Here is a 12,249-nt window from a genome sequence, read left to right on the forward strand (position 1 = left end):
ATCAGTAAACGGGTTCGGTCCCGGTCAGACGGACGGCTTGGCAAGAGAAAAAACTGACCTGCGAATGACGGCTGTTGGCACAACGCGGCCAGTTCGACGAGATGCAATCGGCCAAATAAGTGCCCCAGCGGTCATGCGATGCGCAAATGTCCGGCCCCGTCCCTTTGATGATGTACATGCACACCACGTATATCACCATGAACCGTTCTACTGCAGAAATCCTGGTCCAAAGATTCGGCAGCCCCATCGTTGAACTCACCGCGATTTGCGGCGATTTTTTCGGGATGGAAGAAGGTCAGGCCCGACGCAAGGCCGCGACTAATCAACTACCCGTTCCGACATTTCGGACGGGATCGCAAAAGTCACCTTGGTTCGTCCACATCGAAGATCTCGCACAACTCATCGACGAGCAACGCGCTCAAGCCAAACGCCACCACATCGGGATGGCCTATGCCGCCTGATACGGCCGGGTTGGAACATCCTTCGCTTTCAAATGTGTATAGCTGCGAAGGATGTTCCAATCCAGGTGGAGCGTAAACGCTGCCACCTCGTGGATCGCATACCCGCGCTCGAACAACCTCGATGTAGCCTCGTGACGGAGATCGTGGAAGCGGAGATCCTGAATTCCGAGTATTCGGCAAGCGCGGGTGAACCGTGCTCCAACGGACTTGGGGTTGTACGGGAAGATCAGTTCACTGGTTCGCGGCTGGCGTTTGATGATCTCGAGCGCCTCGGGCGTGAGCTTGCTTTCAAGGTCATTCCCTTTCTTGGTGCGAGGGTGCTTCACGTCCCGCACTACAATCACAAGATCCTTCTCAATCAAGTCGTCCCACCGAAGCCGGGTGATCTCGGCTTGTCGGCGTGAGGACGCGAGCGCAAATTTGACGCACTCCTGCATGGGGATCATGGCGTTCTGATCAGACTGCGCGAAGTACTTGTCGAGCCGGCTCAATTCATCCTTTGTCGGGCGACGCGTACGTCGCCGTGAACGACGGACGAGTTTCTGGTCGCGGCTGAACTGCAGAGCGTCTTCAAACACAGTCATATCGAACGGTAAGTCCCACGCGACATTCATCGGCGAGAACGCGGCTTTCAGCCAAGTGATGTCGTTCATGACAGTTGATGGCCCTGTACCAGCCTGTCGCCTTGTCCGCACATGGTCGATCAACACCTGACTCGTCAGGTCCTGGACTTTGACGCGCCCGATATCGTGCTTGGCGAGGAACCGCAGATGCTCACGTTTTGAGCGAGCCCATCCACTGAGCTGTTCGTACTCGGCACGATAGCGGTGTATGACGTCGCCAACGGTGATGTCTTTTAGCGCCAGCTTTCGAGTACTGCCCTCCCCTTTGATCTCGGTCTCGCGCTTACGCGACCAGTTCTCGGCCATGGCACGACGCGGAAACGTGCGGGACTCAGACGCGATAATCTTGCCCTCTCGCTTGACACGTATGAGGGCCCGATATGACATCGTCCCGTTCGCATTCTTCCACTTAGTTATGGTCGCCATTCTTCCTCCAATTCCGGTGCACAACGCTCACTCGTTGTGCACTTTTTTGTGCACCACCGTCTCTATAATACCTCTAAATGCACAAAAACGCGTGTCCCATGGAGGACAAGAAACCACGATAAGCAACTGTTTTGTCGCGTAATTCTTCAATTTCTGGGCAGTGGCGCTTCAGCGTCGCACCGATGATGGACTGGACCGACCGGCACTGCCGTGCCCTGCACCGCATCCTGTCGCGCCATGCCCTGCTCTATACCGAGATGGTGACGACGGGGGCGTTGCTGCATGGTGATGTCGAACGCCATCTGGCCTACGGCGAGACCGAGCACCCGGTAGCGCTGCAGCTCGGCGGCAGCGATCCGCAGGCGCTGGCCGAGTGTGCGCGGATGGCAGAAGACTGGGGGTATGACGAGGTCAATCTGAACGTCGGCTGTCCGTCCGACCGGGTGCAGAACGGCCGCTTTGGCGCCTGCCTGATGGCAGAACCCAAGCTGGTCGGTGACTGCGTGGCGGCCATGCAGGCAGCCGTCGCGATTCCGGTAACGGTCAAGACCCGTGTCGGCATCGACCGGCAGGATGCGTATGAGCCGTTCGAAGCCTTTATCGACACTGTGGCCGAGGCGGGCTGCCGGGTGTTTATCGTGCACGCCCGTAAGGCGTGGCTAGATGGCCTGTCACCCAAGGAGAATCGGGACATCCCCCCGTTGCGCTACGACTTCGTTTATCGCATCAAGCGGGAACGACCCGAACTGACCATCGCCATTAACGGCGGGATACAAACGATTGATGATTCGCTGGATCACCTCCAGCAGGTCGATGGCGTGATGCTGGGGCGCGCGGCGTATCAGCGGCCGTACCTGCTCAGCGCGGTGGATTCGCGCATATTCGGCGGCGATGCCACCCCGAAATCACGCGCCCAGGTGCTGGCGGAGTACCGCCTGCATGTGGCCGCCGAGCGCCAGGCGGGTACGCCACTGGGTCGGCTCATCCGCCCGCTGCTCGGGCTCTATCACGGCCAGCCGGGCGGGCGTGTGTTTCGACGCCTGCTATCGGAAGGCGCCCATGATCGCGCGGCCGGTCTAGAGGTTTTCGATGCAGCCGTCGAGGCGGTTCAACCGCGTGGCGCACGCGCGTCGAGCAACGTCGCGGTATAAGCGGCGGCCGCTAAGAACGACGCGTCTGCTGACGCGCGGCTTCCATACCGCGCATTAATTCCAGGATTTGCCTAAGCGTTTGTTGAGGATCGCCCTCGGATCGTGCCGTCACCCAGCCCGCACCTGCCGCCACGCCAACCGCCAGCCAGGGCTGATCTGCCGTCCAGCGTTCGAGCAAGTCGATCATTTCCTGCGGCATATCGGGCGGCGACCCTGCATCAACCTGACGTCGGCGCGCCCGATAGCGCCGCAGCACGACGGCGCCGACGTAGATGAGCAAGGCCACGGCCGCAACGCCCGAGGCGGACGCCCAGGCCGGCCACCAGTTCCGCAGTAGCCAGAAGATGGCGAGGCTGATCCATACACTCATCAGCCCCCACAGCAGCAATGAGAACGCGCCCCAGCGCGTCGCGCGCCGGGCGCGCTCGATCAGCATGGGCAGCTACCGTCCCGCCAGTCGGCCGATGAGAAAGCCGACCCCAAAGGCAATGCCAACGCTTTGCAGCGGGTGTTCGGCGATCTTGGCCTCGGCCTGCTGCTCGGCCGCAAGCAGCTGATCCTTGCCCTGATCCACACCCTGCCGCACGCGAGCCCGCGCATCGGCTGCTCGGCCCTTGGCCGTTGCCTGCAGGGACTCGGTCAGGGTCTTGACGTCTTCACGCAGCTGACTGAGGTCGTCCTTTACGGCTTTGAGTTCGGCATCTGAGCTCGCCATGATTCATCCTCCTTGTCTTCATGTTCCCCCGCCCCTTAGCAGACAAGCGACGTGGAACGATGTTCCTTGGCTGGCTTGTTCGGCATTCCAGCGCGCCCCGCATTATCATGCCCGCGGAACCAATTCGCAGAGACTCAAGCGCTCATGCTCAACCGACTGACATTCCTGACTGGACTCGTACTCATGACAACATCCGCAGCCGCCACCGCAGACATGGTCAAGGTCGACATGCAGACCTCGGCCGGCAAGATTGTGCTGGCATTGGACGCCGACAAAGCGCCCACGACGGTGGCCAATTTCGTTGAATACGCCAACGACGGCTTCTACGACGGCACGGTTTTCCACCGCGTGATCGAGGGCTTCATGATTCAAGGTGGCGGGCACACCGAATCGCTGGCCAAAAAGGAGACCCGCGACCCCATCCAGAATGAAGCCAATAACGGCCTGTCCAACGTGCGCGGCTCCATTGCCATGGCGCGGACCAACGACCCGCACTCGGCCACAGCCCAGTTCTTCATCAACCACGGCGACAACGGACGTCTGGATTTCCGCAGTGAGACGTCTTACGGCTACGGTTATACGGTGTTCGGGAAGGTGATCGAGGGGATGGACGTCGTCGATAAGATCGCCGAGATGCCAACCGGCGCCCAGGGCCCGTTCCGTTCGGACGTGCCGCAGCCGCTGGTGGTCATCGAGTCCGTGCGCATCATCGATTCCGAGTGATCCATCTGCTATCTGACCTCCACCTGGCGCCGGGAGACGGACTGACCCGGCGCTTTGTGGAGTACATGGCCGGTGCCGGACGCGACGCATCGGTCATATTCATCCTGGGAGACCTGTTCAACGTGTGGTTAGGCGACGACCTCTCCATGCCTGAACACGGGGCGGCCATCGATGCCATTTCCGGTGCCGTGGATGCCGGCGTGCAGGTGCATGTGATGCACGGCAACCGGGACTTTCTGCTCGGTCCAATTTTCGAATCGGCAACCGGAGCGACGCTGATCTCTGACCCCTGGGTCGGCGAGTTAGCCGGCATCGTCACCCTGCTGACGCATGGGGATCGCTACTGCACCCAGGATCGCAGCTACCAGGCATTTCGCTCCGTGGTCCGAAGCCGCGCCGTGCAACGGGGTTTCTACGGCATGCCCCAGCGCTGGCGGGTCGGGCTAGCCAACCGGCTCCGCCAAGGCAGCCGGCAGGCCACACCCGGCAAGCCGCTGCAAATCACCGATCTCGATAGCCGCGCGCTGTACCAGGCCGTTCGTGATGCACAGGCCTCGCGCGTTATCCATGGGCACTCCCATCGCCCGGCCGTCCATCGTGTCGGCAAAGGGAAACAGATGATCGAGCGCCACGTACTGGAAGACTGGCGCACCGACACCGGCGGCCGGGTCATGACCATTGACCGCGAAGGCCGCACGGGCAGTCTGCGCGTGCCGCCGCCGGAGAACATCGCGGCCTGACCGGGCGCGCCGCCACCGTCAGAAAGTGCTTACAAATGGCAGGTCATCACGGCCAATGCTTGGCCCGGCTGCGTCATTCATCATGCATTGAATGAAGGCGTCATCGAGGCGCCCGGCATGAAGAGGAGACCACCGTGATCAGCCTGCACCGTCCCGCTCTCGCCCTGCGCCTGCTCGCACTTAGCCTGCCCGTGGCTGTCACCGCCTGTAGTGGAGGCGGCGATGACGCCCCGGCGAACACCGCGCCCCCTGCGATGGCAGCGGACTGGTTCGATTACAGCCCGACGCCTGCCTACGACGGAACAACCCGCCTGCCCGCCGAATACATCACCATGAGTGATGGTACGAAGCTGTCGGCACAGGTCATGCTGCCCACCGATGCCGACGGCAACGCCATTGAGGGGCCACTGCCGGTCATCCTGACGCAGACGGGCTACAACAAGAGCGCCAGTGGCTACGTGGAAGGCTTTGCGTTCAACAGCTTCCTGGTCGAACACGGATACGCCCATGTCACGGTGGATGTTCGCGGTACAGGGACCTCCCAGGGCACCTGGGAGATCTTCAGCGAACGTGAGCAACTGGACTACCAGGAGGTGATGGACTGGATCACCCGCCAACCCTGGAGCAATGGGCGTGTCGGCACCTGGGGGCCCTCCTTCATGGCCATCACCCAGATTTACACCGCCGCCTGGCAGCATCCTGCCCACCAGGCCATGTTCGCCATCGTGCCCATGGCCGATGCCTACCGAGACATCGTCTTCACCGGTGGCCAGGTGAACGTCGGCTTTATTCCGCTGTGGATTGGTCTGGTCACCGGGCTCGGACTCATCCCCGCCCACCCCTCACCCGAGGCCCTCTCGACGCTGGTCGAGCACGTGCTAGGCACACTGAGCTATGACATCCCGGTGATACTGCAGGCCACGCTGGGTGTGAATGGACAGAACTACGACGGGCCATTCTGGCGCACACGCTCGCCCATTGAGGTCGCGGATCAGGTGCGGGTGCCCACGATCATCATCGGTGGCCTGCGGGACATCTTCCAGCGCGGCGAGCCCATGCTGTACGAAGCCATCAAGCCCCATGCAACCACCAAACTCGTCATCGGCCCCTGGTCGCATCTGGACGCTTCCTCGGGGGCGGGCCTGCCAGCCGATGGCGTGCCCGACCTCAACCACATGGCCCTGCTTTGGTTCGACCGCTATCTCAAGAACATCGATAACCAGGCCGAGACCGTCCCCGCCGTCACGCAGTACGTCTGGAACGAGGACCGCTATGTCCGGTCCGCGGATTGGCCTCACCCGCAGGCCACCGCAGAACGCTGGTTCCTCCGCGGCAACGGCTCGCTGAGCGCGGACCCACCCGCGACGGATGAACCCGCCCGACATACCGTGCAGATTCCGGTCCAGAACCTCTGCTCGGCCAGCTCGGCCCAGTGGACAGCCGGCGTGTTGGAGCTGATTCCGCTGCCCTGCTTTCAAGGCCAGAACAGCATCAATGAGCTGCCGTTACTGGGCGCGGTGACTTACACCACAGCACCGATGGACGCCGACTACTACATCAATGGGCCGATTCAGGCCGATCTGTGGCTGGCCTCGGAGCTGGGCTCGGATGGCAGCGTCGCCGTGCGGGTCACCAGCGTCTCACCCGAGGGCCAATCGTTCGAACTCACGAACGGACTGCAGACCTTCTCCTCGCGGGCGCTAGACCCTGAGCGATCGCGCAGGCTCGACGGCGAGTCCATCCAGCCCTGGCATCCCTACACCGCAGAGTCGATCGAGCCGGTCGAACCGGGCGAGTCGACGCTGGTGTCCGTCGAAATATTCCCCAGCAGCTTCGTCATTCCGGCCGGCCACCGACTACGTGTGGCCATTGCCAGCAGTGATTTTCCGCATGGCCTGCCGCCCATCACAGATCTGCTGGATCAGGTGCTGGGCATCATGCGGATCGACAGTACGGCCGCACGCCCGTCGTCACTTGTCCTGCCGGTCGTCCCGGTCGACGCACTCGGCCGCGACGACGACAGCACGGGCTAGCTGACCGCGGAAAATCGCGGAGTCCGATACTCAGCCAGACGTGGGACGCAAGCCCCTTAGAACCGGCGCGTGAAGGGTTGTTATTGATAATCGTTCGCATTATTTTTCGCTTCCCTTTTCTACCGCCTGGCGACCTGCATGTCTCGACTCCTCCCAGTTCGTTTTCTCACCTTGAGCTGCCTGCTGACGATGGGGGCGACCGCCCTTGCCCAGCCCGATGCCGCCACCTCGGCAGACACCGCTGAGCGGAATGCGGGCGCCGAACAAAACGATGCGGCACCCCAGGACCTGGGCGAGATGACTGTGCACGGGGGCATGACGCGATACTCGGCCCTGAAGTCGGACACGCCCATTATGGAGACGGCCCGCTCTGTCTCGGTCGAAACCGCAGAGCAGTTGCAGGCCAAGGGCGCGTTGGATCTGGGAGACGCTTACACCTATTCAGCCGGTGTGATCGGCGACACCTACGGGTTTGCCACCCGAGGCGACTGGTTGAAGGTGCGCGGGCTCAACGTGCCGGAGTATCGGGACAGCCTGCAGGCTCTCTTCGGCAACTACAACAACGTTCGCCCCCATATCTACACGCTGGAACAGGTCGAAATCCTGAAAGGCCCGGCCTCGGTGCTGTATGGCCAAGGCTCCCCCGGCGGCCTGGTCAACATCGTGAGCAAGCAGCCCCGCGCCGACCAGCGCAATGAACTATTCGTTCAGTACGGCAGCTTCAATCATCTGCAGCTCGGAACCGATGTGGGCGGCGCACTCAACGACGATGCCAGCCTGCTGTACCGGGTCGTGGCCGTTGGCCGCGATGCCGACACCATGGTCGACCACGTGAACAACGATACGGTCGTGCTGGCGCCGTCGATCACATGGCGTCCGGGCCTACGCACCGAAATCACGCTGCTGGGCAACTACCAGGACACCCGCAGCAAGGCGGGTGCCCAGTTCCTACCCATTGCCGGGACGCTAACACCGGCGCCTAACGGACAGTTCATCGAGCACAGCACCTTTCTGGGCGAACCGGAGTTTGACCGCTATAACACTGAATCCCAGTCCGTCACCCTGCTGGCCAACCACATGATCAACGCGGTGTGGTCGCTCGACGTGACCGCACGCTGGACGCGTGGCGAGGCAGACTACCGCCAAGCCTGGCCGGCATTCATCGGCGGCAGTCGCTACGTATTCAATGACGACGGCAGCCTGTACGAGAACGGCACCGTGCCACGCACGTTCTACATCAGCGATGCCATGTCCGAGCAAACGGCCATCGATACCCGGTTGCATGCCGATTTTTTTGACGGCGTGCTCGACCACGAGGTCATGTTCGGCGTGCAATACCAGGATGTCACCACCGACAACGACAGCGCCTACGCCTTTGCCCTGGGATACGACTTCGCCACCGGTGGGCCGGACGATACGCTGGGCGATACCTACTGGATCAACGTATTTAACCCCGTGTACGGCAACGTCCCGGGGGATGACATTCTCGACATGTTCTACAACGACGCCCCCGAAGCGCGAACCCGTGACCTGGGTGTCTACGTGAACGATCAGGTGTCCGTGGGCCGTTGGCGGCTAACCGCCGGATTGCGCTACGACGAGGTCACCACCGATGACGGCAGCACCGAGCAGGATGATGATGCGTTGAGCTATAGCATCGGTGCGCTGTATCGCTTCGATAACGGCTTGGCGCCCTATGCCAGCTATGCCGAATCGTTCGAGCCGGTCGTCGGCACCGACAGCCTCACCGGCGAGGCACTGCGCCCGCAGGAAGGTCGGCAGTACGAGGTGGGTCTGAAATACGAACCCGCCAGCGGCCGCTCACAAATCACCCTCGCCGCCTTCGATATCGAACAGTCCAACCTGTCCAACCCCAATGGCCTGCCCAATGCGGGTTCCCAACAGGAGGGCGTGGCGGAGTTTCGCGGCCTGGAACTCGAATCCCTGCTTGACCTGGGCCTGATCAGCCTGGAAGCCAACGCCAGCCGACTGCTGAGCGAAGACCCCAACGGCCGGCGCTATGCCTCGGTGCCGGAAAATCAGGCCTCTGCCTGGTTGGCCGTCAAACCGCTTACGCAATGGGGGGGACTGCGTGCAGGTCTGGGCATGCGCTACGTCGGCGAGAGCTGGGACGGCGCAGATGGGCTGCGTACGCCGTCCTACACCCTGGCCGATGCCATGGTCGGCTACCCGCTGGGCCCCTGGGATTTCAGCATCAACGTGCGCAATCTCACCGACAAGAACTATGTGGCCACCTGCCTGGCGCGGGGCGATTGTTTCGTCGGTGATCGACGCACCGTCGTGGGTACGCTGCGACGCAGTTTCTAAGCGCGTACGCATCCACTCCAGCCGCCCCGTGACCGCCACACACAACGCATGGACAGACGCATGGTCATGAGCCATCCACGACGCATCACACCGTATGGCCTACCGCCGGGCGCTCAGTGGCGGGAACAAACCGCCCGCCCTACCAATCCGCAGGCAGGATGGGATGCGTGGCCAGACCGGCGAGTGCGCGGATGCTAAGCGCGCTCGCCTGCACCACAACCTTGCTCGGTGTCGCGGCTTTGTGGGGCGCCTGGATGGCCGGGCGTCGCCAACCGGTGGTCGCGTGGTCCAGGCCGGCACTGCGCGGCTTTGGCTGGGGGCTGCTCGTGGCTTCCGTCGGCCTGTGGATGCAAGCCGCTGGGCCGGACCGCGGGCTGGCCATTGCTGGCCTTGGACTGAGCTTGGCCGGACTGCTATTCCTGGTGCAGGCGGCGCGTAGCGAAGCACGGTCCCGGAATCGTCCCGCCAGGCGGCGTCGAACGACAACATGGACTGCCGGGCCGCGCCCACCCGGACCGGGTGGCGGACTGCGCACAGGGCTTCGCCGTCTATGGGTCGTCGTGCTGGCAGGCCCGGTGGCTGTTGCGGCCGCTGTGCTGTTGGCCATGCTGCTCTACGCACTGGCGCTGGCCGCCGGCCTGCAGGCGGCCAATGGCCTTGCCATCGGGCTCATCGCCACCCCGCTGCTTTGGTCCCTGCTCATGCCCGTCGCGACAGCGGGCCTGGCACTGCGCACGCGTAGCGCCATCCTGCTGGGCAGCGTGGCCGCCGGTGCGCTGGCCTATCCCTTGTTACCAATGTGGGTGTCCTGATGCTTGGCTCTTCGGCCTGGGTTGCTTCTCTGTTGCAGGCGCATCGCGCGGTGGCGCTGGCCGCTAGCGGTCTGCTCTATCTGCTGTGCCTGAGCGGCACGCTCATGGTGTTTCATGATGAATTCGCGCGCTGGGAGCAGCCGCAAATCAGCGAATTCGAACAGGTCACGCCTGCCGCAGTCGCGACTGCAACCGCTGCCGGGCTCGCCCGTGTTGATGAGACCCCACACCACTTCTTCATCGGACTGCCGGTGTCCGGCATGCCGCGCATGACCGTCACGGCGGATGCACAGAACTGGTATGCCAATGCCGATGGCCAGCTGCTCGGGCCCGTGCATGCGCCCTGGCGCGACTGGCTGGAAACCCTGCATTACTACCTCACCCTGCCCGGCGTGCTGGGCCTGACCCTGGTCGGCAGCCTGGGCGTCATGATGATAGCGCTGGTGGGCTCAGGCCTGCTGGCCCTGCCTCGACTGTTCCGGGACGCCTTCCGACTGCGACTGCGCCGCTCTTCGCAACTGGCCTGGACCGATTTGCACAACCGGGTCGGCGTCTGGGCATCACCCATGTTTTTCGCCATCGCGCTAACCGGTGCCGCCATCGGGCTGGCCAGCGCCGTGTCCCAGGCCATGGCCCCCACTTTTAGCGAGGGAGACACCGGGGCCTTCTTCGCACCGATTTTCGGTTCCGACATGGAGGGCAGCGAAGCGCCTGCTCCTTTGGCGCCGGCTGACCGAGCATTGACTCGGTTTCACGCAGAGTATCCCGATTTAATTCCCTGGTACGTCAGCTACCACGAGCCGGCCACCGAGGGGCAAAGCGCCGAGATTCTGGCCAAGCACCCGCGACGGCTGATCTACGGCGACAACTACGCCTTTGACGACGCGGGCCAGCTGCAAGAACCCTTGGGTCTGTCGAACGGTCCCCTCGGCCAACAGCTCATCGCCGCGTTTTATCCGCTGCATTTCGGCTCTTACGGCGGTCTGGTCATCAAGGCGGCTTATGCCCTGCTCGGCCTGCTGGCCTGCGTGGTCATTCACAGCGGTCTGCGCATCTGGCTGTTCAAGCGCGCACAGCGGGGACGGCCCTCCCCACGGCTTGCCGCTGCATGGAATGCGATTGTCTGGGGCGGACTGGCGGCGCTGGCGGTGCTGTTGCTGGTCACCCGAAGTGGGCTGCTCGGTGGTCAGTCGCTCATCCCGCTGTTCTGGGGGTTACTCGTGGCCGTGCTGGTGCTGAGTCAATGGCAACCTGGGCTGGATTTGAGACGCGGGCTTTGCAATGCAACCGCCCTGCTCATCGGATTCACGCTGGCCTGGGATGTCGCCACCCACGGGCTCTTGCATCGATTGACCGTGGTCCACGGGGTGCGTGGTGGCCTGGGCCTGCTACTGCTGCTCTGTCTGGTACTGGGCTGGCGGCGGCCAGGCCGGCGGCTCAGCGATGGCCAGCAGGACGGACCGGTTCAGCCCGCTGTTAGCAGTGCATCCAGTTCTTGATCGCTAAATCCGGCCCGTAACCGGGCCGGTCGGTTCATCGGCCCACGGGCAACCACCACGCCATGACGGGCGAGCAGGGCCTGAAACGTCGGGACCGGGTCGAGCTGGCGCAGGCGGCAAAGATAGGCAAACCAGCGGGAGCCGATCTCCACATGCCGTTCCTCTTCGGCCAGGATCACCCGGAGATGGGCCACGGTGTCGGTGTCACCGGCATCGAGCAGCCGTTCGATCATGCCCGGTGTCACATCCAACCCCCGCGCTTCAAGCACCCGAGGCACCAGGGCCATGCGCTCCAATGGGTCGGCGGCTGTCTTCTCCGCCATCTCCCACAAGCCGTTATGCGCCGGCAGGTCGCCATAGGCCGCACCCAGTTCCTCTAGCCGGCCGGCCAGCATACGGAAATGCCGTGCTTCATCGCGGGCCACACTGAGCCAGTCCTGGTAATACGCGGAGGGCAGCCCATCGAAGCGCAGCACGGCATCCAGCGCCAGATTAATAGCATTGAATTCGATATGGGCCACGGCATGGACCAGGGCGGCCCGCCCAGCCTGAGAACCGAGTTTGCGCTTGCGCACCTTGGCCGGGTGAATCAGTTCGGGACGATCTGGCCGACCGGGTTGCCCAGGCATGGACTGTTGCAGCGGCGCCGCCTGATGGTCGTCCAGCGCCAGCACCTGTTCGCACTTACGGGCCGGGTCCGACTCTAAATACGCCGCCAGTACGGGCGCAGCGCACATG

12 protein-coding genes are annotated in these 12,249 nt (G+C 63.1%); 8 read left to right on the forward strand and 4 right to left on the reverse strand.

Annotated elements, in window-relative coordinates; all coding sequences use genetic code 11:
• The first annotated feature begins 146 nt into the window (after window positions 1-146).
• Entirely contained in the window at window positions 147-461 is a 315-nt protein-coding gene (locus tag DEH80_RS10080) for a pyocin activator PrtN family protein (RefSeq protein ID WP_207774555.1), read from the forward strand.
• On the opposite strand, the gene DEH80_RS10085 is transcribed toward DEH80_RS10080, so the two are convergent.
• Window positions 449-1,390 (reverse strand): site-specific integrase, encoded by a 942-nt coding sequence (locus tag DEH80_RS10085; protein ID WP_165831411.1) that lies wholly within the window; start codon window positions 1,388-1,390, stop codon window positions 449-451. The two genes, DEH80_RS10080 and DEH80_RS10085, sit on opposite strands and share 13 nt — an antisense overlap.
• A 251-nt stretch (window positions 1,391-1,641) precedes the next feature.
• Here DEH80_RS10085 and dusA point away from each other — a divergent pair, with 251 nt between their 5' ends.
• The gene (gene dusA / locus DEH80_RS10090; protein WP_279323122.1) at window positions 1,642-2,661 is read left to right on the forward strand and encodes a tRNA dihydrouridine(20/20a) synthase DusA; all 1,020 of its coding nucleotides are present in this window, start codon (window positions 1,642-1,644) and stop codon (window positions 2,659-2,661) included.
• Between the two features lie 10 nt (window positions 2,662-2,671).
• Here dusA and DEH80_RS10095 read toward each other — a convergent pair whose 3' ends face one another.
• Both DEH80_RS10095 and DEH80_RS10100 read right to left on the reverse strand, forming a co-directional pair.
• Window positions 2,672-3,097 carry a hypothetical protein gene (locus DEH80_RS10095; protein WP_109720378.1) on the reverse strand — a complete coding sequence of 142 codons (426 nt, stop codon included), beginning with the start codon at window positions 3,095-3,097 and terminating at the stop codon, window positions 2,672-2,674.
• A gap of 6 nt (window positions 3,098-3,103) precedes the next feature.
• On the reverse strand, window positions 3,104-3,376 hold the full coding sequence (locus DEH80_RS10100) for an ElaB/YgaM/YqjD family protein (RefSeq protein WP_109720379.1): 273 nt from the start codon (window positions 3,374-3,376) through the stop codon (window positions 3,104-3,106).
• A 183-nt stretch (window positions 3,377-3,559) separates the two neighbouring features.
• On the opposite strand from DEH80_RS10100, the gene DEH80_RS10105 reads away from it, so the two are divergent.
• The 6 genes from DEH80_RS10105 (at window position 3,560) to DEH80_RS10130 (ending at window position 11,511) form a co-directional block, all read left to right on the forward strand.
• Window positions 3,560-4,099, forward strand: coding sequence for a peptidylprolyl isomerase (locus tag DEH80_RS10105; protein ID WP_330408665.1), 540 nt, complete (start codon window positions 3,560-3,562; stop codon window positions 4,097-4,099).
• Window positions 4,096-4,839, forward strand: coding sequence for a UDP-2,3-diacylglucosamine diphosphatase (locus tag DEH80_RS10110; RefSeq protein WP_109720380.1), 744 nt, complete (start codon window positions 4,096-4,098; stop codon window positions 4,837-4,839). The genes DEH80_RS10105 and DEH80_RS10110 overlap by 4 nt, the downstream gene beginning before the upstream one ends.
• Window positions 4,840-4,973: 134 nt before the next feature.
• On the forward strand, window positions 4,974-6,872 hold the full coding sequence (locus DEH80_RS10115; protein ID WP_207774556.1) for a CocE/NonD family hydrolase: 1,899 nt from the start codon (window positions 4,974-4,976) through the stop codon (window positions 6,870-6,872).
• A gap of 138 nt (window positions 6,873-7,010) precedes the next feature.
• Window positions 7,011-9,200 (forward strand): TonB-dependent siderophore receptor, encoded by a 2,190-nt coding sequence (locus tag DEH80_RS10120; protein WP_109720382.1) that lies wholly within the window; start codon window positions 7,011-7,013, stop codon window positions 9,198-9,200.
• 191 nt (window positions 9,201-9,391) lie between these two features.
• Window positions 9,392-10,012, forward strand: coding sequence for a hypothetical protein (locus DEH80_RS10125; RefSeq protein ID WP_109720383.1), 621 nt, complete (start codon window positions 9,392-9,394; stop codon window positions 10,010-10,012).
• Window positions 10,012-11,511: a PepSY-associated TM helix domain-containing protein gene (locus tag DEH80_RS10130; RefSeq protein WP_109720384.1), complete on the forward strand. Its 1,500-nt coding sequence runs from the start codon at window positions 10,012-10,014 to the stop codon at window positions 11,509-11,511. The genes DEH80_RS10125 and DEH80_RS10130 overlap by 1 nt, the downstream gene beginning before the upstream one ends.
• Here the strand turns inward: DEH80_RS10130 and DEH80_RS10135 are convergent.
• Entirely contained in the window at window positions 11,478-12,248 is a 771-nt protein-coding gene (locus DEH80_RS10135; protein WP_109720385.1) for a ferritin-like domain-containing protein, read from the reverse strand. The two genes, DEH80_RS10130 and DEH80_RS10135, sit on opposite strands and share 34 nt — an antisense overlap.
• Window position 12,249: the final 1 nt, after the last annotated feature.

Origin of the sequence: Abyssibacter profundi, from assembly GCF_003151135.1 — a bacterium.
Taxonomy (GTDB): Bacteria; Pseudomonadota; Gammaproteobacteria; order Nevskiales; family OUC007; genus Abyssibacter; species Abyssibacter profundi.